The organism is Amycolatopsis sp. NPDC104775 (assembly GCF_055583325.1).
The window spans coordinates 392015-412560 of record NZ_JBVJOE010000004.1 but is presented as its reverse complement, the minus strand read 5'-3'; the positions used below and the strand labels follow the sequence as shown (position 1 = coordinate 412560).

Genomic DNA, 20546 nt, shown 5'->3' with positions numbered 1-20546 from the left:
ACACTGGACCAGGACACGATCCGCACGCGCGCGCAACAATTTATCAGCAAGGAGAACAGATGAGCGAGCTGTCAGCCCAAGCCGTGGCGGCTATCCCGGAGATGGCGGACTTCTTGAGGAAGAAAGCTGAGGACATCAAAGGTAACACAGTGAAAAACGGGCTGTGCGCCGCAGCGACCATTCTTGAGCAAGAGTTAAACGTTGACCAAGGTGCGAGAGATGAGTGAAGCACAGGAGGTCCGGCACCTCACCGTTGAACTGGCGAATATCCGATGGTCTCTCCAATCGTTGGCGCGCTACCAAAGCCGCCTGCTTCCGCCGACCCCAGACGGCCCGGTGGCAGTCGCAGAACTGTCCAGCCGTCTCAAGGCGGTCATCGAGCAAATCAAGCTGCTGGAAGCTCGATACACGGAACCGATCGACATGGAAGAGGATTGAGAGACGGAACGTTACTACATGAGCAACAAGGAGCCCGGATGGTCGCAGCGGGGGTCCGACTCCCCCGCCGGGCACGTCGGCAAGGACACGAACAGAAAGGCACAAACAATGGGACACATCTTCGCGTTCCTGACCGCGACGGCGGTCAAGCGCACCGGAGACAGGAAAAACGACTACGAAGAGAAGCACGGCTGGATCGACCCGCAATGGTCGCGCACAGAACTTCTGGACTCGCGCAACGACGCCACGCCAGTCATCGACCTCGACGAGAACGACGAAGATCTCGCGGACTACGTGCGGGACGAGATCGCAGTTCCGGGAGTGGAAGACAACGGCAACGGATCGTTCTACTTCTCCGACGAGCGCACCGAAGGAGACTGGTCGTACACGTACGCGCTGCACTTCGTGCGGAAGTTCTGCGGAGACAAGGGTTGGACCGAAGAGCCGTGGAACCCCGCAGAGCACGGCATCGACATCACTCCGGACCTCTACTCAAAAGAAAGCTGAAGCACAGTGGCACGACAGTTCAAATTGAGCAAGAGCACGATGAGCCTCATAGAGCAGACGGTCAGCGCCCTTAACGAAGAAGCGGAAGAGCATCGCGCAACGTGGGACGATCGCTCTGAGAAGTGGCAGGAATCCGCCCGCGCAGATGAGGTCGAGGCGTGGATTGAAACCATTCTGGACGCCGCTCAAGGTTTAGAAGATCTTCAAGAGAAGCCTGAGTAACCGCAAGACGGCTTGTGCGACCGGCGCGAGGGAGCGACCCCTCCGCGCCGGTCGCCACATCTGGAAAGGAGAGCAATCCGATGGTATTCGAGAATGACAGCGTGTTCATGGATATGTCGCAATTCAGAGTGGACGAAGACGGCCAAGACTTTGAGTTTCAGGCACTAGAGGTCTCGGACCGCCGCAGAGTCAGCCGCATCGTGCACATCACCATGAGTCGCGAACAACTCGGAAAAGTCCGCGACCGCATCAGCGAACTATTAGGGCAGCACCCGGCACCGACGGAGGCGAAGAAAGAATGACGGACGACATCAGCCCGGAGGCTGACGCGGCACGGAAGGCGCGTTCGCTTCGCGCGCGGTTTGGCGAGAACGATCTTCCGGACATCGGCGGCGACGCTCCGGAAGAGCAACGGCTTGAGTACCTGCGGATGCTCGCCCGGGTACGCAGCGAGGATGCGCTTCAGCGCGCGCAAGGCAAGCTCGGGTGGAACAAGCTCCTCGAAGAAGAGCTGCTGGAGATCCTGACCGCTGCCAACGATTCACTCCGCTATGCGGAGATTATGGACCTCGCGAGCGCGTTGCTCGAATACGCGAGCGCGCTGAAGCGACGCGACGAGGGTCGGATCTTCTACACCGCCTCTCATCGGCACACCGCCGACGACAATGGGGACCATGTCCTCGTCCGGTTCTGGCTCTCCACTCGGATGGATGAAGTCGAATGCGAGAACGGACCGTCTTTCGTACCAGAGTTTATCGTGGTTGCCTTCGACAGGAACGGCAATGGCCCGTGGTCGATGAACCGCCTGAGTACTCGCATCGAAGGGTCTATTGCGATCGAGCGCCAAGGCACGCGCGGCCCGATGGATATCAAGGCGCGTTGGGCTGACTTTCCGGTGTGGGCTCGCAGGTTCACAGAGGTGGACGCACAGGAGTGGATCGAAGCGCATTACGGAGATGCGAAAACCGCAGGGGATGATATTGATGACTTCGGACTCTGAGGACTAGATAGCCATGCTTTGGTATGTGTGCGACATGGACAAGGGCGTATTGCGTATCGAATCCTCGCGCCGCGCCGCAGTGGAGTGGTGGAAGAGCAACCAGGACGCGGCCCGCGTGATCGAGCGGTTCACATATTGCCCCGGGTACTACAGCTATCTTGTCGGAGACAAGGACGATGCCGCTGAGGCAGCCATCGTGCGGGAGGACAAGCTTCCGAATTACGGCATCACCACACCGCCCTCGTTGATTGAGCCCCTCTACCCCTTCAAGGACCGGCCTCACGAAGAGCGCGAAGTACAGCGTTGTCCGTAGTTAGCTGCGACGCGTGCCATCAACCTCATGGAATGCCACAACTAGATGAGCGATGCGTTCACGCTCACGAACGCATCGCTCAGGCGCGCGCACGGCCGGTTGAGTCGGCAGGCGCATTCCTCGATCGGCACGGCGCGGATGCGATTCCCGCGTGCGGCGTTGCATTTGTTGTGCGCCAAGCGGAGATTCCCGCGTGCCGCCGGTGGGCCTCCGTGCGCCAGTCCGATCAGGTGGTCGGCGGTGCGCGCCAGCGGATGCCCGACCGGCAGCAGTTGGTCGACCGGCTGCCCGCAGATCCAGCACACGCGCTCTTCGGCATAGCAGCGCGCCGCCGCGCGCCGAAAGGGCCTCCCGCTGCGTCCGCGACGGTCCATGTGCGCTCCCCGGACATGCGAGATCCCCCGAGGGGAACCGGGCACGACTCCGGCTCGACCCTCGGGGGCTCTCGTCCCTCCACCCAGCACGGCTTTCGCAGGGGAGCAACCCGGCAGAAGAGACACGTGTGGTTGAACAATGTCGATCATCGACTGCGGGGCCTCAAGCCCGCACATCCATCCATGATCACGGTTCGGTAACGCTAGCCCGCGTCGGACTCCGGGAAATCGGCCCTCAGATCGCCTGAGAGCGGCTGAGAGCCGCCCGCTTGCCCGATGACGCTCGCGAGCCATTCCAGGCGCTCCAGCGGCCAGCGTGCGCCGCAGGCGAGGCATTCCGCTCCGAAGCTCGGATGCACCGCGAGCGTCGGCGTGCGGACCACCTCCCCGGAGCCGTCCGGCCGGGAGGTCATGCGCTTGCCGCACTCCGGGCACGCGGCAGCCTGCCCCTGCCCGTCGCGCAGGTGGAATTTGCGCGGCGGAACGAGCACGTTGCCGATGCTGGCAGACAATCGCTGGACTCCGCGCGCCTGTTCCCGCAACAGTGCTTCGTCGTCCCATGTTTCGCACTCGACGGTCAACCGGTGCAAAGACGACTCCGGGGGATCTCCCCACTCTGCGCGGATCTCCTCGTACAGGTCGAGAGCGTCCACATGGATGGGAAGCTTCCCCTTGAACCCGGAGGCACCTCCGTCGATCTTCGCCAGCTTCGTGCGAATGGCGATGCGCAGCTGCGCGAGTTGAGAGGGAAGCCGAATGAAGCCGCGTTCAATCCCATCCTCGTCGATCTGACGGACAATCGCAGGTTCGATCAGTTCCGCAACGCTCGCATGTATTTGCGCGCGGAGGCTTCGGAGCAGGTTGTCCCGATGCATATTTGTCATACCAAAACCCCTGGCACATTTCGCAGCAGAACTCCAAGGACTGAATGGCGACGCGTTTGCAAGTGAAGGAGTGCTTTGCCTTGTCGCACCACGGGCTCACGCATCGCTGAGCGTTTGCTGACTCTTCCATCGCAGGTATTCCTTCACTTCGCCCCACGTCATGAATGCCACCCATTGGTCAATGCACGCCGGTCCTTGCCCGTTCATCCTGCACACCACGATGGGCGTGTCCCCCGCTCCGGCATTCGCGGTCGCCTGCCGGAGCGCCGCGACTGGCTGGAAATCGGAACGCGCCTTGACTTCGATCGAAGCACCCGGCGTGTTGAGGATGTCCTGTCCTGTTCGACCTGCTCCGACGTCCGTCGCGTACGGGTAGATGCCGGATTGTCTCAGGTCTTCGGCAATGAGGGTCTGCGTGTGTATCCCGCGATGCTTCCTGTGATTGGTCAATGCTTATCCTCAAAACGGCGCGTCGCCGCGATAACGTTCGATGATTCTGCCCTTCAGCAGATCACCGATCAGGTACAAAGCTTGTTCTTCCGTGTCATCCACTTCCTCCGGCGGATGCGTGGATATCAACTCTACGAATGCAGCGACCGCTGCGGCGTGGCCTACATCGATGGCTTCGGCGAGCGAGGCCCCGCACCGATGGTTCGCGAACACGGGCGGGCGGGCGTATTTCTCGTCAAGCGCCATTCTTCCCTTGTCGCGATAGCAGATGTAGTGGCCGTGCTTGGCGTACAGCCTCCTCCCGGTCATCCACGCTGCTATCTCTCCGTTGAGGCTGAGCGGAATGACGTCCACCCTGTACGGCACTCCTTCGTCCACCCCTGTGAACATGAGGCATCCGCATCGGGGACAGGATCGACATGTCGGTCTTCGCGAAATCAAATGCACGGCTCCCATGCGCGCAACCCTCTCGATGAGACCAGGTCCCGTCACTTGGTCAGTTCGGCCGACCAAGCGGCCTTGGTTTCTCTTGGTCAGTGAGCACCCCCTTTAGGGGGCTCTGACTAAGCACTGACCAACCAAGCTCTGACCAAGTGACTAAGCCCATTTGGGTGAATCTTGGTCGAGCCATTGTCGGCCGCCGACCAAGCTAGCGGCTTTTCCGCAGGTCGCTGCTTGGTCAATGCGGCCGACCAAGTTGCCGACCAAGCTGACTAAGAGCCCGGATCGAAGAACCCGCCCGACCGGCGATCCGACAGCGTGATGATCTTGGGCGAGGTGGCCGAATTTCCTTTTCGCTGCTCCTTGAGCCGTCCGCTCGAAACGTATGCCGTGACGGCTTCCTTGATTTTGGCTCTGCCTCCCACGTTCGACCCGTCGTACACCGCAGTGACGAGCGCGTTTTTGGAGACTCCTTCGGGAAATTCGTCCAGCACTTCCTTGATGGCCTTCCACATGTCGTCCTGCTTTTTCGCGGTGCGACTGCCGCCGACCAGGCTCAGATGCCGGTTGGCGGAGTTGTAGAAGACTTCGCTTTCCTCCACATGCACATCCCGGCCGAATGCCGAGAAGAACCGTGTGGAGGACGGGTCGTCGGTTTCGCGGACGAGTTTCCATTCCACGTCCGGCCAATCCCTGATGCGGGAGTCTCCTCGCGACCGCTCTTGCTGATGTCCCATGTGGTGCACGACCATGCCGTTGTCGATTCCCGATTGCTTCAGCAGCTCGTCGAAGTACACGAGAAACTTGCCCGCGTCCTTGTCCTCGGCGAGTCCCAGTGAATCGAGCACCGGTCGCAGGCAATCCAGGATGAGCACGTCAAGGCGAGCCCGCTCCAGCGTCGCCGCCATATCCGTACGCGTCGCATCGTCCAGGATGTCCAGCACGGAGACCTGTCCCCGCATGGCGTACACCTCCACCGAGGCCGCGTTCTCGATGCCCTGTTCGTGAAGCCAGAGCTTGATCATGTCCCGCGTCATCTCGGTGTCAATCAGGCCGACGCGCATCGGCCGGTGCACCTCGAACGACTCCAGGAAGCCGCCCTGGTCCACCAGGCAGCGGATGAGATTCCCGGTGAGCGTGGTCTTCCCGGCCTTGTACTGCGCCGCGAGCAGCACGCGGGAGCCTTCCGGCCACAATCCCTCGATCACGTACTTCTGCGGCTTGTCCGGCTCTTCCATGAGCGTGTCGAGGCGCACGCTGGCGAATCCCGCGCCCGCCGCGAGGCTCTCCGCCTTGTACCTCCGCCGCGCCCGGTCGCGAGCCTTGAGCTTGAGAAGCTCGAAGTCGGCCAAGGCATCGATCCGGCGCTCGACAAGATCATCGGCATTCGGAATGTCCACCCCGGGGGGGTTTTCGGTTCCAGGGGTTTCGTAACGCTGTCCAGAAACGTCCTGGAGCGGCGATCCCGGGGCCGCTGGCGTGGCAGGACCGGACAGCGCGGGCGGAAGCGAGCCCGGTCGGAACAGATCCAGCGCGGGCGTCTCCCAGTCCGGCCGCACCGAGCCGTAGCCCAGCGCGCGCAGCTCCCGCGCTGCCGCGGAATAGTCCTCCGCGTGCCAGAGCTTCGCGTACACCCGCCAGGGGCTCATCGCCGTCTCGGCAGGCAGCTCGGTGCTCGTCGACCAGACGTAGAGGAAGTTCTCCCCTCCCCCGCCGGTGACGGCCGAGATCCCGTGCCGCTTCCCCGGCCGCCGCCAGTACGTGCGCTCCCCGGCCTGCCATACCCGCGTCCATCCGGCGGGCTCCAGGATCGAGGCCCAGTCGGCGCGCGCGTTGTAGTCCTCCCCCGGATGCTGTTCGCCTTCTGGCAGCTGTTCGGAGCGTTTAAACGGGTCCGGGAGATGGCGAACAGGCCGCGCGTCCAGTGAACGGGCCACCGAATGCAGCCGATCGCGCTCGTCCGGCGTGATCGACGCGATGCTGCCCGGCGCTCCGGCCATGACTTTCCACGGCCTGCCGCTCTCGTGCGCCGTGCCCGGCGTCGGCGCGACCACCACCTGACCGTGCTCGCCGCGCGTCTCGATCAACACCCGCAGTGCACGCTTGCCGGTGCGGGTCAGGACGTCCTGCTCGTCCCCGGTCAGCTCCTCGTCGCGGGCCTCTCGCTGCGCGAGCTTCGTGTTGCCGTCCACCTCTCCGTCGACGCGATAGAACAGGTGCAGGCCGCCGGAGGGCGAGAGTTCGCAGTAGCCGCCGATGACGCGTTTAAACGTCTCGCCGATTCCCGCGTCCCGCACCCTCGCGGTGAACTGCTCGAAGATCCCCTCGGCGACTGCGCGCCCTTCGAACTCCAGCATCTCCAGCTGCCCGCTCGCCGAACCGCAGATCACCCCGAGCGCATAGGCATGCTCCGATCCGAACCACTTCTCGATCTGCTCTTCCGTCGCGCGAGTCTCCGGCCAGTCCTTGTGCAGCGGAGCCTTCGACCCGTCCACCCGCACGGGTATCACCGCGCATCCCGCGTCACGCCAACCCATGGCAGCGCTGAATATCTCCGTCAACGCGATGCCTCCCAATGCACAGTTGCATGTGCAAATTCGTTGGGCAAAAAAGAAGGCCCCCGATCAGACAAGCGCGTGAACACTCGCTGATCGGGGGCTCTGTCCCAGTTGGATCGGCTTTACTGCTGCGGTGCGGTGCCCTGCTGGCGACGAATCAGCTCTTGGACCTCCGGCGGAAGGTGGCTGATGTCGAGCTGCTCCGGCGCGGGCGCGGGCGGGGCCTGCTGGAGCGGAACCTGCGGCGACGCGGGAAGCTGCTGCGTCACCACCGGCTGAGTGACCGGCGGAGCGACCGGAACCTGTTGCGCGACAACCGCAGCAGGCTGGACATGGCCTCCCTGCGCGTACTGCTGCGGCTGCTGGTACTGCTGCGCCGGAGGCTGTGCCGACTGGAACTGCCCCGGGTTCTGCTGCCACTGCTGCACCGGAGTCGGCTGAGCCTGCTCCGGTTGCCCCATGATCGCCGACTGGCCCGACGACTGCGGGGGCCGGTAGGACGCGGTGTACATCTTCGGCGCGTTCTTGCCCTTGGTCTTCTTCTCCCCGTCTCCCGTGTAGTGCATCGAGAGCAGGCACCCGACGTCGAACGACTGGCTGCCCGTGGCGCGCACGGCCTGCGCGATCGCACGCTGGCGGTTGCTGCCCGCCTGAACGAAAAGCAACCTCTGGCCGTCGTCGTTCGGATCGCTGCGCTGGTTCTGCGGGAGCACGATCGTCAGTACGGTCTGGAGTACCGGCCGCGTCTTCGCCGGGTCCCAGAAACGGGGCTCCCCGGTGTCGAGGTCAGTGGCCTGCTGCTCGTCGCTGATGTTCGTCACCAGCGCGTCCACGAACCCGTCGCCGATGTTGTCGAAGGCGAACGACTGTCCGCCTCCCATCAAGAGGTCGTTACCCGACATTGAGTTCCTTTCTCACCGCGCGGGATGCGCGGCCTCGTTCTCCGGCATCGGCATGTCATCAGCCTTCTGCCACTGGAGAGCGCTGGATAGGAATTTCCTCGCGTTCACCAGTTCGTCGATGAGCGCTTTGTGATAGTCGATATGAGTGTCGATGGAACGGAGTTCCGATTTCAGCTCCTTCATGAAGCCGTCGGTCTTTCCGTAGACTCGACGCTCAAGCTTGTCGCGCTCCTCGTCGAGCTTCTTGCCTAAAACTTCGGTCTCGTCGGTCTCAACCGTCTTCTCCGCGAAGAGATCGGGCGGATAGACCGGGGAAACTCGATCGTAGTGTGCTGGTGCCATGGTTCCCGTCTTCTTCGATCACTCCGCATAAAATGGTTCAGGTGCCACTCACGACGGACATGCGTTCAACGGCCGCCACCGTGATCTCGGCGGGAGTCTCCACCGGCTGCGTCTCGGCGAGGCGATGCCATTCGGAGATCGCCCAGCGTGCGTGCTCCAACCGGAACGATGAATCGTTCCACGCCGCCGCCTTCACCGCGTTGGCATACGACGCGGCAGCCGCCTGACTGATCGCCGATTCCTTCGCATCTCCGCGTTCGAACTCCCGCATTGCATATGCGGCACGGGCCGCACACGAGAGCGCGTAGGATTCGACAATCGCAGAGCTGTACGGCTGGAAGAGGCTGAGCTTCGAAGCGAGCGAATACGCGTAATCGTACACATTGAGCCATGCCGTATCGTCGGTGCTTTTACTATCCTCCGCCAGCATGTTAGCGATCCGCGAAATAGTCGAAGGAACGACCGACAACGATCCGAAGTAGCTTCCCGAATCAGGTGGCGGAGCCGGAATGTTCGCCAGCAAGCCATGAACCGGAGCAACGAGCAGTTCGCGCATCCATCGCCGAACCATCGCAGGCGAGTAGTCGGACGTGCCCACCGTAGCGTGACCCAGATCGAGGACAGTCATCGAGCACGATGGGCAGAGCAACCTGGCCTTCAACTGGGGCTGCTCTGCCGGATTCGCATGTGTGCAGATTGTGTCGTTGACCGACTGGACCAGGACTGCGAGCGGACGCGCGGAACACGAGGGGTAGTCCGTGATTTCCGTGTCGCCGTTCTCGTAGCTGATAACGTTCATCGCGCAGCCTCGGCCGGAGCCAGCCTGATGGCTCCCGACTGCAAGCCGCAACGGGTGAGGGAATTCAGTCACTTCGATTTTCCTTTCGGGACGATGGGACTACTCATCACCGAGACGAATGCGCCGATGCCGACTAGCGCGAGCAGGCCCGCGAGAATCACCCAGATCACTACAGATGCTCCTCGATCAATTCGGCGATCTCCGGGAACGTCTTGCCCTCGTTGTCGTTCAAGCCGACCAGGGAAACATCCCCATTGATAAGCGGACTCTCCGACCGGAGTCCAGCCCATTCCTGCACCTTCACCGGAACGAATTGAGTGCAATCCGCATAGGACATGATCTGGTGTTCACTTGCCGTATAAGAACTGATCGGTTCGGACTCGATCACTCCGGCCTTGACCGCCAGATCGCACAAGACGCCAAGGCAACAATAGCCAGCCGTGCGCACCGGTGATTCGTCGTCGATGCGATGCAGCACGCCTTTAGTCTGCGGGTATTCGCCGCTGCGGAGGGCCTCCAGCCATTTCGCCTTCACGTCAGGGTTCACAGGTGCTCCTCGATCAGGTCTGCGATCTGGTTGAAGTCCGCTCCTTTGATGTCATTCCAGGAACTCAGATTGTGTCCGTCGACAGCCGGGTCGCTCGATTTCAGCCCCGCCCATTGCACGACCTGCTCAGGAAGAGTCGCCCCGGTATAGGCGTACATGACCAGGCCACAGCATTTGGTGTGGTCGTTTGCAGCTACGTCCACGCCGTTCTTGACCGCCAGATCGCACAGGACGCCGAGGCAGCAGAATCCGACCGGGTAATCACCTCCCTGTGACACCGTTCGATGCAGCGTGCCCCGCGTCTGCTTGTACTCACCGTTGCGAAGCGCGTCCGTCCACAGCTTCTTGACTTCCGTCTTCATAAGGGTTGCTCCCCTGCTATTTTGCGCTCTCGCGCCTTGCGATTTCTCTATCTAGGTAGAAGCGCGCCTTCTTCAGGTCTTCGACCGCGTTGCCCTTCAGGTCGGCACGCCAGATGTACTTGACCGCGTTCCCGGTATTGAAAGCCATATGCTCGGTGATCTGAATGCACTCGACGCCTGAGGGATGGCTGGTGTAGTGCTTCGGATGGTGCACGGGGTCATGCCCCTTGTCGGCAGTGTGGCCGTGCGGCTCACGCACCTCGAAATGCTTGTGCTCGACGTGACTCAGAATCCTGCCGATGCGCGGGTCGTACCGTACAGGATTCTCTACGATGTATTTGAAATCCTTGCCGCACTGAGAGCACCTGAAAGCCAGCGTCTCCCCGTTGACCCACAAGAACCTGATGCCCTTCGGAAGAATGAACCCGAATGCATTGGTGCTGCTGATCAGTGTCGTCATTGCTGCCTCAACTAGGTACCGGGTTGTTATTGTCGAGGGATGTCGCCCAGGCGAGGTATTGCGCCTGCTTCGACGCGCAGGCATCTGCGTTCACGTTGTCCCCCGCTCGATTGAACCCGATAACCAATTCCTCTTGATGTTGCGCGAGCCTCCGAAATACCTCAGCCATGCCCGCCCGAACGAAATAGTCAATGTTGCCTGCGATGCTCACGCTGTCGGCGTACTGACCTGCCGTCTTGGCGTTGATCATTCCTTGTTTTGCCGCATTAGCAAGATCGAGCGGGAAATGCGCAATTGCTGCGGAAGTCACAGACCACCTCTTTCTCCGCGTTCCAGATGGTTACTCGCTAGGGTGGCGTCGCCGCGACCATCACTTATCCAGACTCGTCGTGACGAGAGGAAAGCCGATCGCTCTTGCGATGCCAGGTCCGGCCAGTGCTGCGGTCACGAAAACTGTCACATGTCCGTGCTCGCACACGCTGATCTCAGCCTGCATCAAGAACCGGTATTCACCATGCGCCCGGATGCCCGAAGCAAGAAGTTCCATCGGCTGCGTGGTCATTCTCGTCACTCCTGTTCTATGAAGGTGATTTCTCCTTGAAGAAGCCATTCGACTTCGTCGACTTCTCTGTCGCATCTCATGTGGGACTGCGCGCCCGGCATGAGGTCTTCGATGACTTCGAATATCGGCCCCGCATAGCAGCCGGGAACGTCATCGGAGTCTGGATCTTCGCTGCGCGGACCGACTGAGCGAATGCCGTCCACGGTCATCTCAAACCTCGGCGAATTGGGCCAGGGACCTATCGCCAGCACGTGTTCAAGCCAGGCAGTCAACTCCACGCCCAAGGTTTCTTCCACGAAGGAACGCGGGTCTTCCATGTCACCGCGACACCGTGACGCGCTCGACCCAATACTGCGCACCCGTCAGCTGGAGATAGACTCTCTGGTCCTTCAGCGTCTCGTATCTCCGGCACACGAACACCCCCGGCGAGCCGTTCGGCTCCAACCAGAACAGGGCGTACACTCTGCGCCGTCTCAGGACCCGCTCGAATGCGTTCCGAAGTGACGCCTGGACGATGATGAACAGCCACGCCATGGCGAACATCGCTACCGCCTGACGCCGTCTCTGCTGCCGGAGTTGAGGCGTTCGATGTAGATCAGGCAGTTCTTGTGGACCGTGTAAACGCACTCGCCTTCGGAGTTGATGAACTGGATGAACATGTCCTCGCCGGACACCGCGCTTCCACTTCGGTAACGATTGGCTCGCACGCGCTGCGTGTAATGCTCGCCCAAAAACGTGTACATGACGTCGAAGTCGTACGTACTGGGCTTGTCTTTCGATCCAGCCTCCACGGGGCTGCTCCTTGCATAGTTCCATTAGGAGAGGTAAAGAAGGCGGGGGCCGCATATCCGGCGACCCCCGCCAAAGGGATGTGTAGGTAGCTGGAATCGAACCAGCAACAAACAGTTTTCAAGACTGTCGCTCTGCCAATTGAGCTATACCAGTTCCCGTCACGATTCTCGTGGATGCATCGGCGTTTAAGTCTGCCGGTCAGCGATGACAACTGTACGTGCTTCCATTGCACCACGGTGGCACGAGGTTTCCAAAGTTCACACAAGGGGGGTTTTGGGTTTTTGGAGCCACCGGCCGGACTCGAACCGGCATCTTAACAAGTTTCGCCAGCAGACGATCGATATGCACTCCCGTGACAATACTGAAAATTGGGCAATAACATGAGCGGTCCGGAACGCGTCGCACGCCTCTGCCAATTGGGCTACGGGCTCATGATTGGAGAGCCCGCCAGGATTCGAACCTGGAACTGACTGCGATATTCGTCCGTCCGATAACACTGAACATGACACTGACACTGAGCATGCACCCAACCCTCTTTCGAGGGAGCGCGAATGACGGGACTTGAACCCGCAACCACTGGCTCGACAGGCCAACGCTCTACCGTTGAGCTACATCCGCTTGACTAGAGGCCCCACGTCCTCGACCTCTAGCGTTCACCTGATGACTATGTTTCTCTCTAGCTCGGAACATCATGGAGAGACATTGCATGAGTAAGGCCAACATGCGTTGCTGATGTCAGCAGGCTACTGGTTGCTCGTCGGAACGAGCAGGGAAGCGCACAGGCGGATCGAATGAGCCCTGTGCGCAACCCTGCCTGAGCGGGGAGCAACCCCGTCAATCTCCAGGCCAGTCTCTCACGCGCTCGGTGAAAAGAGATACTCCATTACCGCCCGGCCGACGTGTTTCTGGTCCACGGCAATGCTGTTGGCCTCCTCGCGGGCGAGCTTCACGGCCTTCTGCAATGCCTCCACCCGCTCCAGCATCTCCGCGACCTTGGCCACCGGTAGCGCTCCGGAATACTTGGTCGTGGTCCAGGTGCCCACGGTCACGTCTTCGTGGTACATCTCGACCTGCGCCGGGTGATGCTCGGTCGCCGGTGCGAGCACGTGGTTGCGCCGCACCTTCTTCGTCTTCGACGTTTGAGAAGGATCAGTGGCGTAGCAGCCCTTCTCCATGTCGAAGTGCCACCGCTCGGAGGGGTCGAGAATCGGCAGCTTCCGCACCATGGTGAAGATGTCGTTCAGCTGCTTCTCCAGGAACAGGATCAACTGGATCGGAGCATCTTTTACGATCACCGTGCCGTCCTCCAGCTTGATGTCGGCGTTCGCCTTCAGGTTGCCGTGCTCCTTGGTGGCAACCACGTCGTACATCCTGGCGAGGCGGTCCCCCAGCGCCGCAAGCTCATCCGAGACGCGAATCTGGACCAGCGTGCCTTCCGGCGGCAACTGGTCCCCGTCGTCGTCCTTCGGCGTGTAGGTGCGCGCCACCCCGCTCAGCAGCGGAGTCGTCTGGAACCGCTGGTACGCGTTCGTCAGCGCGCGCTGGCCGTGCGCCTTGGCGTCCTTCTCGACAGCCAAAATTTGGTTGAGCTTGGTCACTTCTATTCCCTTCTGGCCCGCAGGCCGATGTTCAGACTTCCCACGTTCTTGGTTCGTCCTTGTTCTGGACGAATTCGACTATCTCCTTGCTGCGATGAAGTGTCTTCCTGCTCAGGAAGAGCATCGCCCCGTCGATCATCAGCCACGCAGACATGACGATGATTCCGACGACGAGCGTCGGGAAAGCGAACACGCCAGACGGGAAAAGAATGAGCCGCCTCACCACCTGAATCATCCATGCCCATCGCGGCGTTTTTGTCCATCTCTTCCGCGTGCAGAATGCGATATACATCCACAACAGGTTGAGGATGGAACACGTGCCCAGCACGGCGATCGCTGTCCACTTCAAGCTGCCTTCCATGGAGAAGGCACCGATGTAGGCCACTGTCCAAAGGCCGACGATCAGTCCGAGTTGGACGACAATGCTCAGCCAAGTGACCAGCACGTACTTGATGAGGTGGAGAATGAAAGTCTTCTGCACTTCCTCTTCGAGGCCGCTCAGACTGTCCTCATCCATGAGTCTCCTCTTTGGAGTGCTTGCCTCCAGGATCGCCCTTGACTTCCGTGCGCCCTGCCCGATGAATCACTTTGACCGGTCCGCGACTGGCCAGCAGCATCGGGAACGGGAGCGTGTGACCGTTGTCCTGCAATCGAAAGAAGCCCGGATGTTCGACGCGTTTCCACAGGCCGCCACCCACCGAAGCGAACGGTGTGGTGGCGGGGACGCGCTGCCATGCCACCTCATGCCGGTCGAGCACAACCGAGTTCACCGGAGGCTCCTCGGGGATCAGCGCTACCAGCGATTCCACCTCTGACATAAGGGTTGCTCCCCTGCTTTCTATCCGTCGATTCTTTTGCCGTCGCTGAAGACTGCGATCTCCGCATTCGGAAACGTGGATCTCGCTTCGGACAAAATCCGGAGAGCCGAAGCCTCCGGGCGATCAGTCACCGCTTGAATTTTCGTCAGCGTGTCGAATGCGACAGCGACGTCGTAGCCGTCCCACTCGGACAGCACGTTCCTGATCTCGTCCAGCCGATCCTGCACGGGACGCCATCCTGCGGCGACGACCGAATCGGCTGCCAGTCGTGCATCGCGGTCGCGGATGGTCAGGCCCGTGGGAGCGTCCCTGCACAGGCAGAGCGCATCGTGAATGGCCTCGGCGAGGCTGTCGAGTTCGCTCATTGCTCCGTCCATCCCGGACACGTCTTTCCGGTGTCCTCGCCGGGCTTCCACCAATCGCAGTAGCGGCAGTGCTCGCCACGGTCCATGTGAAAGGCCGCGTATCTCTCCGGGTGGTTCTCGACGTCGAGCACCATGCACTGCTCGGTCACCCAGTACCGTCGCTCAATCGCACGGTCCGCGATGGACTCGTCATAGGGTTCGCTCCAGATGAGGCGGCCGTATTTGCCGTACAGGCGACCACCGCGAGGGAAGAACACGATCGCCACTTCGCGCACCGGCAAACCGAGCTTCCGCCAGCCCTTGCCGTACGTGTGGGCCTGGACGCGGTACAGCTCGCTCGGTCCGTTGGCGCGGTACTCCCGCATCGGCTCGGCACCGGGGAACTTCCAGTCCACCACGGTCTGCGTAGGCACGTGGTACACATCAGAGTGCCCGATGAGGCCCGGTTCGATCTCGATGGCCAGCTCGGCTATCCAGTCGATGCGCCCGATGTGGTCGTTCCAGCGTCTACAAGCTGCTTCCATCCAACTGTGCGCGGCCGTGCCCACGATGGACGGCAGTGGATCTCCTTCGTTGATCTCCGGCTCGCCCATGATCTTCATGGCCAGCTTGCGCGTGCACGGCTCGCCGATCTCGGAGGGGCCTAGCTCGACCTGGAGATTGCGCGGCGTGCGCCGGTACTGGAGCAGCATCATGTCCTCGACCGGCTTGGCTAGCGGGTGTTCCGGCGGCTTGCCCATCGCCATCAGGTTCGCGGGCATCAGGACATCACATCCTCAGTCCACCGCGCCCCGTTGGTCGGCCATTTCCAGTTCGGCAGTCCCGCGCACTGGTCGATCGCGTCGTAGCAATTGCATTCCCAGTAATCGCCGACTTTAGTGCCGTGCATTTGCTGCTCTTCGTCTTTCAGCCTGACAATTTCCTGGACGTAGACGTCGCCACCCTCGTCAGCTTGCGCCAGCTGGGAAACTATGCCGTCCACGACCATTCTTCTTCTCGCCAACGGAAGCGGCCCCTTCAAAAATCATGGGTGCAATGCGGGCAGAAGGGTAGATGCCGGTGATTCGTGCGAACCCACTGAGGACCGAGCGCGCGCCGCATCTCTTCGTCCATCTGCTGGACGTCCCAGCGAAACGCTGACCTGGTCTGCCAGACGTGGCCGCACTCGCCACAGACGCGAAAACTCCAGCGGAACCACCATTCCCAGCGGTCATGAATCTCGCAGCGCCCCCGGCTCGCGAGCCGTCTCAGTCGGTATCTTCGCGTTCGTCTCGGAGTTCCTCGTAATACTCGTCCGATCCGGACTGCCATTGCGCTACCCTCTGCTCGAACTTTCGCCACTCTTCCGCCCGCAACCGCTGCCTGTGCCGGTGTTCAAGAACGACAATTGAAACCAGAATTCCCGCCGCCAGCACATTGCAGACAGTCCACAGCCAGGCCAGTCGCTGAGGAACGAAAAGACCGACGACGAGCAACCCCAGCGAAACAGAATCGAGAAGCAGGAACCTACCGTTGCGCGTCATTGCCTTCACCGCTTCCCGCTCCTTGCCCCGAATCCCTTCTTGCGGTTCTGCGAACCTGGCTTATGGAACCGCATGCCGTTAGCGCCCACCGGCTGCCAGGCATCAATCCGTGCCCTCAACGCCTGCGCCGACTTCCTCTGCCTCTTCGCCATCTTCGGCCTCCTCAAAAATCTTGTCCCAGCACTCCTCGTGGGTTCCCGTCAGCAGCAGCTCGCGCTGACTTGCATTCAGCTCCGGAAACGCAGACTGCGCGTGTGTGTCGCGCTGCCATGCTTCGACGCCTTTGCGCGGCAGCGCCATCACTGATGTTTTTCCGCAGTAGATGCAAGGTGGCGTCGTCACCTCGACTTTGTCGCTCAGCCTTGGATCTTCATCGGCCATAACTCACCCCAGTTGTATGCCGCGCGCGCGGTCACGTCGTAGCCGGAAGACTGGATCGCCGACGAACCCGGCTCCTTCGACGCGAGGAACGCGGCGAACTTCATGGCTGCTCGCCAGTTGTTGAAACCGCCGAACACCTTCTCTTGCAGGACGAAGCCGTAGCTAGGCAAACGGATCTGCCACGATCCGTTCCGTTTCTCGATCTTCGGCTTTGGCTTCACTCGGCTTCTTCTCCTTCCTGATCCAGGGAAGGCGCACAGCCGTATAGCCACGGTCCAGTGACGCGTTGGCATAACCGGGCTCGATGACCCCGCAGAGGCTCAGCGCGCGAAGGAGAACCGCATAGTCGTCCCAAGGAATTTCTTTGTCTATAAAGAGATGGAAGTGCCCCTCGGTGCTCGACGGGATGAGCTTCGCGGGCATGTCGAGGTCAAGCACCGGCTTGTGGAGGAACAGTGATCCGGCAACCTCGGAGGTGACCAGGTTCGCGCTGTCCACATCGGACGTTCGCGCGGGTTGGTCGTCGTAACCGCTGGATGCGAAGTCAACCTTCCGCATCTGCTGCGTCGGCAACGGATTTTCCTTCACTCGCTTCCAATCCCAGTACGTCCAGGAGGAGTGCGCAGTCTGCCGCGTCGCGGGCCATCGATGCCACTGTGCGCGCTGCCTTGTGCCGCTCCTCGGGTGTGCTCTTGGTGCTTTCTTTCGGAGGCATGAAAACGTCGTCGTACGTGAGCTTCCCGCATGCGCCAGGCTTCTTCCGCTCGAAGTACGGCCTCCAGGCGTCTTCGCTCATCAGGATTTCACCTTGCGTGCTAGGGCTTTCTCAACTTTTGACTGCCAATCATCGCCGAATGCTTGGCACAAGCGAAGGGTCAAAGTGTCGTAGTCGCGCAACAGATCATGGTGCGCCTGTGCCCAATTGGCCGCCTGCGCGCGCCAGTATCCGAGCACGATTCGGGCGTCGGACGGCATCTCCTGACCGGGAACCCAGCCGGGCATGATCAGCTGGTCGAACGTCTGAATATCGGTTTCGCTCACGCGATCTTCCCCGCTCGCCGTTTACGGCCGACACAGGCCGAACTCACGCCACGCGAGTTGTTCCAGGCATACTCATGCCGCCAGCGCAGATGCTCCGCCAGCGCGTCTACCGCGTTCTCCCGCAGGTAGTACGGACCAACCTTGCGGCTGCACTCGGGACACTTTCCTTCGTACGGCGGGGTCCCGCCGCACAGCTTGTCCAGCTGGCCGGGCGTGAGCCTCATGCGTGCATCAACCTCCGTCGTTCGCGCCGGTTGAGTCGAATCCACATGGCAGGCAGGGCCTTGTCGTTGTCAGCGATTTCTTTCCTCACGACAGCTTTCGTACGCTGCCACCAGAAGCCACAGACTGAACAACGAAACAGGCGTCCTTTGCTCTCGATATCGCACTCGTGCGCGACCTGGATCTCCCTCTTTCGCTTGACGGCCTGTGCCCGCATGACGCGGTATCGCTGCCCCTTGCTCATACGGCAAACCTGCTCTGCGGTCGTAAGAACGTGTATTGCTCAACGAGGTCGGCATGGTTTTCGCCGAACTTTGTCTTGTCGAAATAGCGCTGTTCGTACTCGGTATAAGTCGCGACGCGTTTGCCGTTGACCGTGGCGTGCAGGGTTCTGCTTTCGCCAGGAAGTGGAACCTCCGTGGTCGCGCGCTCGATCAGCGCCTCCCGCAATTGCTCCTTGAGCTGGTCGGCATTTGCCTTCCACTTCGCCTCAAGCGCCTTGGCCTGCTTGTATGCCGTGAAATAGGCTTCGAGGTCGTTACACTCGACTTCCTCGGTGATCTCTTTTTTGCTCATGCCGCCCTAACGTTATCCAAGCTTCCGAGAAGGTCCCACGGGATCTCGTTCAAGTGGTTGCGCATGCGCCTGCGTTCCTTGGTGCTGTATCCGCCCCAGATGCCGTACTCTTCGAACATTCCAGCGAGCAGGCATTCGGCTCGCACCGGGCACTGTTCGCACAATTTTCGCTGTTGCATCACAGGCTGCCCGCGTTCTACGAACATAAAGTCCGGATCGGGATTCTCTGCCGGATAGTTGATGCACAGCCCGTGGCGCTTCCATTCGACGTCATGCTGAATGGACTCGTTCACGACGTTCTGAAGAAGGGATCGGTTGTGTGCAGCGTCCTCCCGGCAGCGACGGCAGTTGTTTTCATATAAGCCGGTTGAGTACGTGTTCGCTGGGGTCAGATCGTGGCCGTTCTTGCAGCGATCGTAAGTCTTGCTAACTGCTGGACCGCACATCATCGATATCACGCTCCCGCCACAGCTGTGCATGCTCGTGGCAAAGATCTATATGCACCGGATGCTCTTTCTTGTCTGGGCATCGCTCGCAGACTCCGGGACCTAGCCGCTGGACGCGCACAGCCCGCTTCGGGCCAAATTTTCCTCGGCTTTCATGCTGAAGATAGGCGCACTCTTCGCAAGCGTGGAATTTCGTCAGGGCCTTCTTGCGATAGCTGACCTTGGAGCCCTTCACCATGCGGTATTCGTAGGTGCCGAAGTGAACCGAGAGTGAGACCTTCTGCGGCTCCGGCTCCGTGAACAGCGCACCATCTGAAGTCATTCTTCTTGCTCCCGGAGCACATAAGCGAAGTGCTCGTTTCGATGCCGTTCGCGCAGGTGCTTGTCGACGTTTGTTATTACTCGGTCGAACGCTGGTGCTCGCTGCGGATAACTTGACCAGGTCGAGACCCGGCCTCCCGTATTGCAGCACGGACAACGCCATTTCCAACCGGGGTATCTATTCCAGCGCAGGCCGTCCGGATTGCCTGCACATCTCCGAATGGAGATCTTCATGTCGTCCCCTTTGGTGGAGCAGGGACGGGAAAGCGGAGAGCCTGCATGAGCCGTCCCTCACGCCGCTCGGCCGCCAAGACGAGCGACACGCATGCGTCTACGATCCGCTTTCCCGTCCCCCGTGGAAGCCAGAGGAATCGCACCTCGACTGATATGTTCCGAGCCCGCCGCGACGCATTATCGGAACCTTCAGCCTCCGCCTGATAGATAACGGTTGACTTCCGAGCCTTACTAAATTCCTTCCGGAATCTCAATCTCGCCATTGGTCAGCTCGTTGGCCATGCACCACAGGTGAGACAAGGTATTCCCGCTGTAGAACAACATCAGGGCATCCGCGAACCTAATTCCGAGTTCCCGTTCCGCCACCGCCGCAACGGGCTCTCCCTCAGCGGTCAATGCAGCCTCGCCGTCATGACCGTACAGCAGCGCATGTCCGGTCATGAGCACTGTGTGCCCGGCAAGGCATGCCGTCGTCCCGCAAGGCGTGCGCTTCCCCCAGACTCCCTGATCCCACACTTCTCGATGCTCGGTGATGTGTTCCAGCACCTTACGGAGCAACGGAACGTTGACCATCGGCTAACTCGCTTTCTGCATGTAATTCCGGACGAGATCGACAACCGCCTTGCCGTCGCCACCGCGCAGGCGCGTGGCCAACACCGGGCAGATCTTTGCCGACGTGTCCCGCCCGCTGAGCAACATCGTCGTCATCAACGACGTCACCGGAAACGATCCTCCGGCGGCTCCCGTCAGCTCGGCCTCGCGCGCGTCCTTCTCGTCGACTGCCCGCGCCTCTTCGATCTGCTTCTGAACGTCCTCCTGCGTCATCTCCGGCGGCTGGATGCAGAATCGATCCCACGGGCAGGTCATGCAGATCATCGCGGGGTCGGCCCCTCGCGCTAACGCGTCTTGAACTTGCCGATAATTCGTCACGTGGCGGCTCCCGTGTAAGTTTTGACCTTCTTGTGGTTTCTCTTACGAGCGCTACGAGGGACAGCGAAAACGGTCAAGCGGCCGGGAATCAGCTGCGTGTCGTGTCCGCAGTAGTCCCGGTAATCTTCGCGAAGCCTG

General features: G+C 60.8%; 40 protein-coding genes and 1 tRNA gene. 7 read left to right on the top strand and 34 right to left on the bottom strand.

Annotated features, from left to right (window positions below):
• Positions 1 to 59 precede the first annotated feature (59 nt).
• The 7 genes from ACZ63D_RS20480 to ACZ63D_RS20450 all read left to right on the top strand — a co-directional run bounded on the left by ACZ63D_RS20480 (position 60) and on the right by ACZ63D_RS20450 (position 2480).
• Positions 60 to 227 (top strand): hypothetical protein, encoded by a 168-nt coding sequence (locus ACZ63D_RS20480; RefSeq protein WP_465355898.1) that lies wholly within the window; start codon positions 60 to 62, stop codon positions 225 to 227.
• The gene (locus ACZ63D_RS20475) at positions 220 to 438 is read left to right on the top strand and encodes a hypothetical protein (protein WP_465355897.1); all 219 of its coding nucleotides are present in this window, start codon (positions 220 to 222) and stop codon (positions 436 to 438) included. Before ACZ63D_RS20480 ends, ACZ63D_RS20475 begins: the two co-directional genes overlap by 8 nt.
• 108 nt (positions 439 to 546) lie before the next feature.
• On the top strand, positions 547 to 945 hold the full coding sequence (locus tag ACZ63D_RS20470; protein WP_465355896.1) for a hypothetical protein: 399 nt from the start codon (positions 547 to 549) through the stop codon (positions 943 to 945).
• A gap of 6 nt (positions 946 to 951) precedes the next feature.
• Positions 952 to 1167, top strand: a complete 216-nt coding sequence (locus ACZ63D_RS20465) for a hypothetical protein (protein WP_465355895.1) — start codon at positions 952 to 954, stop codon at positions 1165 to 1167.
• An 80-nt stretch (positions 1168 to 1247) separates the two neighbouring features.
• Entirely contained in the window at positions 1248 to 1469 is a 222-nt protein-coding gene (locus tag ACZ63D_RS20460; RefSeq protein ID WP_465355894.1) for a hypothetical protein, read from the top strand.
• Positions 1466 to 2167: a hypothetical protein gene (locus tag ACZ63D_RS20455; protein WP_465355893.1), complete on the top strand. Its 702-nt coding sequence runs from the start codon at positions 1466 to 1468 to the stop codon at positions 2165 to 2167. The genes ACZ63D_RS20460 and ACZ63D_RS20455 overlap by 4 nt, the downstream gene beginning before the upstream one ends.
• A 25-nt stretch (positions 2168 to 2192) precedes the next feature.
• Positions 2193 to 2480 carry a hypothetical protein gene (locus tag ACZ63D_RS20450; RefSeq protein WP_465355892.1) on the top strand — a complete coding sequence of 96 codons (288 nt, stop codon included), beginning with the start codon at positions 2193 to 2195 and terminating at the stop codon, positions 2478 to 2480.
• Positions 2481 to 2521: 41 nt separating this feature from the next.
• Here the strand turns inward: ACZ63D_RS20450 and ACZ63D_RS20445 are convergent, their stop codons facing one another.
• The 34 genes from ACZ63D_RS20445 to ACZ63D_RS20280 all read right to left on the bottom strand — a co-directional run bounded on the left by ACZ63D_RS20445 (position 2522) and on the right by ACZ63D_RS20280 (position 20354).
• Complete coding sequence (locus tag ACZ63D_RS20445; RefSeq protein WP_465355891.1) at positions 2522 to 2854, bottom strand: HNH endonuclease; 333 nt, start codon at positions 2852 to 2854, stop codon at positions 2522 to 2524.
• 203 nt (positions 2855 to 3057) lie between these two features.
• Positions 3058 to 3729: a DUF7340 domain-containing protein gene (locus tag ACZ63D_RS20440; RefSeq protein ID WP_465355890.1), complete on the bottom strand. Its 672-nt coding sequence runs from the start codon at positions 3727 to 3729 to the stop codon at positions 3058 to 3060.
• A 105-nt stretch (positions 3730 to 3834) separates the two neighbouring features.
• Positions 3835 to 4188, bottom strand: coding sequence for a hypothetical protein (locus tag ACZ63D_RS20435; protein WP_465355889.1), 354 nt, complete (start codon positions 4186 to 4188; stop codon positions 3835 to 3837).
• Between the two features lie 9 nt (positions 4189 to 4197).
• Positions 4198 to 4542 carry a hypothetical protein gene (locus ACZ63D_RS20430; protein ID WP_465355888.1) on the bottom strand — a complete coding sequence of 115 codons (345 nt, stop codon included), beginning with the start codon at positions 4540 to 4542 and terminating at the stop codon, positions 4198 to 4200.
• Positions 4543 to 4901: 359 nt separating this feature from the next.
• A complete protein-coding gene (locus tag ACZ63D_RS20425; RefSeq protein ID WP_465355887.1) occupies positions 4902 to 7166 on the bottom strand; it encodes an AAA family ATPase in 2265 nt (754 codons plus the stop codon).
• A 143-nt stretch (positions 7167 to 7309) separates the two neighbouring features.
• Complete coding sequence (locus ACZ63D_RS20420; protein WP_465355886.1) at positions 7310 to 8089, bottom strand: hypothetical protein; 780 nt, start codon at positions 8087 to 8089, stop codon at positions 7310 to 7312.
• Between the two features lie 12 nt (positions 8090 to 8101).
• Positions 8102 to 8431: a hypothetical protein gene (locus ACZ63D_RS20415; RefSeq protein WP_465355885.1), complete on the bottom strand. Its 330-nt coding sequence runs from the start codon at positions 8429 to 8431 to the stop codon at positions 8102 to 8104.
• 37 nt (positions 8432 to 8468) lie between these two features.
• Positions 8469 to 9302 carry a hypothetical protein gene (locus ACZ63D_RS20410; RefSeq protein ID WP_465355884.1) on the bottom strand — a complete coding sequence of 278 codons (834 nt, stop codon included), beginning with the start codon at positions 9300 to 9302 and terminating at the stop codon, positions 8469 to 8471.
• Between the two features lie 97 nt (positions 9303 to 9399).
• The gene (locus ACZ63D_RS20405) at positions 9400 to 9777 is read right to left on the bottom strand and encodes a hypothetical protein (protein WP_465355883.1); all 378 of its coding nucleotides are present in this window, start codon (positions 9775 to 9777) and stop codon (positions 9400 to 9402) included.
• Positions 9774 to 10139: a hypothetical protein gene (locus ACZ63D_RS20400; RefSeq protein WP_465355882.1), complete on the bottom strand. Its 366-nt coding sequence runs from the start codon at positions 10137 to 10139 to the stop codon at positions 9774 to 9776. The genes ACZ63D_RS20405 and ACZ63D_RS20400 overlap by 4 nt, the downstream gene beginning before the upstream one ends.
• A 16-nt stretch (positions 10140 to 10155) precedes the next feature.
• The gene (locus ACZ63D_RS20395) at positions 10156 to 10599 is read right to left on the bottom strand and encodes a DUF3310 domain-containing protein (protein ID WP_465355881.1); all 444 of its coding nucleotides are present in this window, start codon (positions 10597 to 10599) and stop codon (positions 10156 to 10158) included.
• Positions 10600 to 10606: 7 nt separating this feature from the next.
• On the bottom strand, positions 10607 to 10909 hold the full coding sequence (locus tag ACZ63D_RS20390; protein ID WP_465355880.1) for a hypothetical protein: 303 nt from the start codon (positions 10907 to 10909) through the stop codon (positions 10607 to 10609).
• A 60-nt stretch (positions 10910 to 10969) separates the two neighbouring features.
• Positions 10970 to 11161 carry a hypothetical protein gene (locus tag ACZ63D_RS20385; RefSeq protein ID WP_465355879.1) on the bottom strand — a complete coding sequence of 64 codons (192 nt, stop codon included), beginning with the start codon at positions 11159 to 11161 and terminating at the stop codon, positions 10970 to 10972.
• Between the two features lie 5 nt (positions 11162 to 11166).
• Positions 11167 to 11478, bottom strand: a complete 312-nt coding sequence (locus ACZ63D_RS20380) for a hypothetical protein (RefSeq protein ID WP_465355878.1) — start codon at positions 11476 to 11478, stop codon at positions 11167 to 11169.
• A gap of 228 nt (positions 11479 to 11706) precedes the next feature.
• The gene (locus tag ACZ63D_RS20375) at positions 11707 to 11952 is read right to left on the bottom strand and encodes a hypothetical protein (RefSeq protein WP_465355877.1); all 246 of its coding nucleotides are present in this window, start codon (positions 11950 to 11952) and stop codon (positions 11707 to 11709) included.
• 547 nt (positions 11953 to 12499) lie between these two features.
• A tRNA-Asp gene (locus ACZ63D_RS20370) sits at positions 12500 to 12571 on the bottom strand.
• A gap of 236 nt (positions 12572 to 12807) precedes the next feature.
• Positions 12808 to 13551 (bottom strand): DUF7873 family protein, encoded by a 744-nt coding sequence (locus ACZ63D_RS20365; RefSeq protein ID WP_465355876.1) that lies wholly within the window; start codon positions 13549 to 13551, stop codon positions 12808 to 12810.
• A gap of 31 nt (positions 13552 to 13582) precedes the next feature.
• The gene (locus ACZ63D_RS20360; RefSeq protein WP_465355875.1) at positions 13583 to 14068 is read right to left on the bottom strand and encodes a hypothetical protein; all 486 of its coding nucleotides are present in this window, start codon (positions 14066 to 14068) and stop codon (positions 13583 to 13585) included.
• Positions 14061 to 14369 (bottom strand): hypothetical protein, encoded by a 309-nt coding sequence (locus ACZ63D_RS20355; protein ID WP_465355874.1) that lies wholly within the window; start codon positions 14367 to 14369, stop codon positions 14061 to 14063. The genes ACZ63D_RS20360 and ACZ63D_RS20355 overlap by 8 nt, the downstream gene beginning before the upstream one ends.
• 20 nt (positions 14370 to 14389) lie before the next feature.
• Entirely contained in the window at positions 14390 to 14734 is a 345-nt protein-coding gene (locus tag ACZ63D_RS20350; RefSeq protein WP_465355873.1) for a hypothetical protein, read from the bottom strand.
• The gene (locus tag ACZ63D_RS20345; protein WP_465355872.1) at positions 14731 to 15495 is read right to left on the bottom strand and encodes a hypothetical protein; all 765 of its coding nucleotides are present in this window, start codon (positions 15493 to 15495) and stop codon (positions 14731 to 14733) included. Before ACZ63D_RS20345 ends, ACZ63D_RS20350 begins: the two co-directional genes overlap by 4 nt.
• Positions 15495 to 15716, bottom strand: coding sequence for a hypothetical protein (locus tag ACZ63D_RS20340; RefSeq protein WP_465355871.1), 222 nt, complete (start codon positions 15714 to 15716; stop codon positions 15495 to 15497). Before ACZ63D_RS20340 ends, ACZ63D_RS20345 begins: the two co-directional genes overlap by 1 nt.
• 265 nt (positions 15717 to 15981) lie before the next feature.
• A complete protein-coding gene (locus ACZ63D_RS20335) occupies positions 15982 to 16266 on the bottom strand; it encodes a hypothetical protein (protein WP_465355870.1) in 285 nt (94 codons plus the stop codon).
• Between the two features lie 93 nt (positions 16267 to 16359).
• Positions 16360 to 16638 carry a hypothetical protein gene (locus ACZ63D_RS20330; protein WP_465355869.1) on the bottom strand — a complete coding sequence of 93 codons (279 nt, stop codon included), beginning with the start codon at positions 16636 to 16638 and terminating at the stop codon, positions 16360 to 16362.
• A complete protein-coding gene (locus ACZ63D_RS20325) occupies positions 16614 to 16808 on the bottom strand; it encodes a hypothetical protein (RefSeq protein WP_465355868.1) in 195 nt (64 codons plus the stop codon). The genes ACZ63D_RS20330 and ACZ63D_RS20325 overlap by 25 nt, the downstream gene beginning before the upstream one ends.
• Positions 16801 to 17211, bottom strand: coding sequence for a hypothetical protein (locus tag ACZ63D_RS20320; protein ID WP_465355867.1), 411 nt, complete (start codon positions 17209 to 17211; stop codon positions 16801 to 16803). The genes ACZ63D_RS20325 and ACZ63D_RS20320 overlap by 8 nt, the downstream gene beginning before the upstream one ends.
• Positions 17183 to 17434 (bottom strand): hypothetical protein, encoded by a 252-nt coding sequence (locus ACZ63D_RS20315; RefSeq protein ID WP_465355866.1) that lies wholly within the window; start codon positions 17432 to 17434, stop codon positions 17183 to 17185. Before ACZ63D_RS20315 ends, ACZ63D_RS20320 begins: the two co-directional genes overlap by 29 nt.
• Entirely contained in the window at positions 17434 to 17679 is a 246-nt protein-coding gene (locus ACZ63D_RS20310) for a hypothetical protein (RefSeq protein WP_465355865.1), read from the bottom strand. Before ACZ63D_RS20310 ends, ACZ63D_RS20315 begins: the two co-directional genes overlap by 1 nt.
• Positions 17676 to 17903 (bottom strand): hypothetical protein, encoded by a 228-nt coding sequence (locus ACZ63D_RS20305; protein ID WP_465355864.1) that lies wholly within the window; start codon positions 17901 to 17903, stop codon positions 17676 to 17678. The genes ACZ63D_RS20310 and ACZ63D_RS20305 overlap by 4 nt, the downstream gene beginning before the upstream one ends.
• 238 nt (positions 17904 to 18141) lie before the next feature.
• Positions 18142 to 18477 carry a hypothetical protein gene (locus tag ACZ63D_RS20300; RefSeq protein WP_465355863.1) on the bottom strand — a complete coding sequence of 112 codons (336 nt, stop codon included), beginning with the start codon at positions 18475 to 18477 and terminating at the stop codon, positions 18142 to 18144.
• Positions 18474 to 18770 (bottom strand): WhiB family transcriptional regulator, encoded by a 297-nt coding sequence (locus ACZ63D_RS20295; RefSeq protein WP_465355862.1) that lies wholly within the window; start codon positions 18768 to 18770, stop codon positions 18474 to 18476. Before ACZ63D_RS20295 ends, ACZ63D_RS20300 begins: the two co-directional genes overlap by 4 nt.
• Before the next feature lie 133 nt (positions 18771 to 18903).
• Positions 18904 to 19245, bottom strand: coding sequence for a hypothetical protein (locus tag ACZ63D_RS20290; protein WP_465355861.1), 342 nt, complete (start codon positions 19243 to 19245; stop codon positions 18904 to 18906).
• Between the two features lie 464 nt (positions 19246 to 19709).
• Positions 19710 to 20051, bottom strand: a complete 342-nt coding sequence (locus tag ACZ63D_RS20285) for a hypothetical protein (RefSeq protein ID WP_465355860.1) — start codon at positions 20049 to 20051, stop codon at positions 19710 to 19712.
• A 3-nt stretch (positions 20052 to 20054) separates the two neighbouring features.
• On the bottom strand, positions 20055 to 20354 hold the full coding sequence (locus ACZ63D_RS20280; protein ID WP_465355859.1) for a hypothetical protein: 300 nt from the start codon (positions 20352 to 20354) through the stop codon (positions 20055 to 20057).
• Positions 20355 to 20546 lie beyond the last annotated feature (192 nt).

Excerpts from the sequence above, each read along its gene's own strand:
- ACZ63D_RS20480 (WP_465355898.1), top strand. The coding sequence starts at position 60 with ATGAGCGAGCTGTCAGCCCAAGCCGTGGCGGCTATCCCGGAGATGGCG.
- ACZ63D_RS20475 (WP_465355897.1), top strand. The coding sequence starts at position 220 with ATGAGTGAAGCACAGGAGGTCCGGCACCTCACCGTTGAACTGGCGAAT.
- ACZ63D_RS20470 (WP_465355896.1), top strand. The coding sequence starts at position 547 with ATGGGACACATCTTCGCGTTCCTGACCGCGACGGCGGTCAAGCGCACC.
- ACZ63D_RS20460 (WP_465355894.1), top strand. The coding sequence starts at position 1,248 with ATGGTATTCGAGAATGACAGCGTGTTCATGGATATGTCGCAATTCAGA.
- ACZ63D_RS20455 (WP_465355893.1), top strand. The coding sequence starts at position 1,466 with ATGACGGACGACATCAGCCCGGAGGCTGACGCGGCACGGAAGGCGCGT.
- ACZ63D_RS20445 (WP_465355891.1), bottom strand. The coding sequence starts at position 2,854 with ATGGACCGTCGCGGACGCAGCGGGAGGCCCTTTCGGCGCGCGGCGGCG.
- ACZ63D_RS20440 (WP_465355890.1), bottom strand. The coding sequence starts at position 3,729 with ATGCATCGGGACAACCTGCTCCGAAGCCTCCGCGCGCAAATACATGCG.
- ACZ63D_RS20425 (WP_465355887.1), bottom strand. The coding sequence starts at position 7,166 with ATGGGTTGGCGTGACGCGGGATGCGCGGTGATACCCGTGCGGGTGGAC.
- ACZ63D_RS20420 (WP_465355886.1), bottom strand. The coding sequence starts at position 8,089 with ATGTCGGGTAACGACCTCTTGATGGGAGGCGGACAGTCGTTCGCCTTC.
- ACZ63D_RS20415 (WP_465355885.1), bottom strand. The coding sequence starts at position 8,431 with ATGGCACCAGCACACTACGATCGAGTTTCCCCGGTCTATCCGCCCGAT.
- ACZ63D_RS20400 (WP_465355882.1), bottom strand. The coding sequence starts at position 10,139 with ATGAAGACGGAAGTCAAGAAGCTGTGGACGGACGCGCTTCGCAACGGT.
- ACZ63D_RS20395 (WP_465355881.1), bottom strand. The coding sequence starts at position 10,599 with ATGACGACACTGATCAGCAGCACCAATGCATTCGGGTTCATTCTTCCG.
- ACZ63D_RS20385 (WP_465355879.1), bottom strand. The coding sequence starts at position 11,161 with ATGACCACGCAGCCGATGGAACTTCTTGCTTCGGGCATCCGGGCGCAT.
- ACZ63D_RS20380 (WP_465355878.1), bottom strand. The coding sequence starts at position 11,478 with ATGGAAGACCCGCGTTCCTTCGTGGAAGAAACCTTGGGCGTGGAGTTG.
- ACZ63D_RS20360 (WP_465355875.1), bottom strand. The coding sequence starts at position 14,068 with ATGGATGAGGACAGTCTGAGCGGCCTCGAAGAGGAAGTGCAGAAGACT.
- ACZ63D_RS20355 (WP_465355874.1), bottom strand. The coding sequence starts at position 14,369 with ATGTCAGAGGTGGAATCGCTGGTAGCGCTGATCCCCGAGGAGCCTCCG.
- ACZ63D_RS20350 (WP_465355873.1), bottom strand. The coding sequence starts at position 14,734 with ATGAGCGAACTCGACAGCCTCGCCGAGGCCATTCACGATGCGCTCTGC.
- ACZ63D_RS20345 (WP_465355872.1), bottom strand. The coding sequence starts at position 15,495 with ATGCCCGCGAACCTGATGGCGATGGGCAAGCCGCCGGAACACCCGCTA.
- ACZ63D_RS20330 (WP_465355869.1), bottom strand. The coding sequence starts at position 16,638 with ATGGCCGATGAAGATCCAAGGCTGAGCGACAAAGTCGAGGTGACGACG.
- ACZ63D_RS20315 (WP_465355866.1), bottom strand. The coding sequence starts at position 17,434 with ATGAGCGAAGACGCCTGGAGGCCGTACTTCGAGCGGAAGAAGCCTGGC.
- ACZ63D_RS20305 (WP_465355864.1), bottom strand. The coding sequence starts at position 17,903 with ATGAGGCTCACGCCCGGCCAGCTGGACAAGCTGTGCGGCGGGACCCCG.
- ACZ63D_RS20300 (WP_465355863.1), bottom strand. The coding sequence starts at position 18,477 with ATGAGCAAAAAAGAGATCACCGAGGAAGTCGAGTGTAACGACCTCGAA.
- ACZ63D_RS20290 (WP_465355861.1), bottom strand. The coding sequence starts at position 19,245 with ATGACTTCAGATGGTGCGCTGTTCACGGAGCCGGAGCCGCAGAAGGTC.
- ACZ63D_RS20285 (WP_465355860.1), bottom strand. The coding sequence starts at position 20,051 with ATGGTCAACGTTCCGTTGCTCCGTAAGGTGCTGGAACACATCACCGAG.
- ACZ63D_RS20280 (WP_465355859.1), bottom strand. The coding sequence starts at position 20,354 with ATGATCTGCATGACCTGCCCGTGGGATCGATTCTGCATCCAGCCGCCG.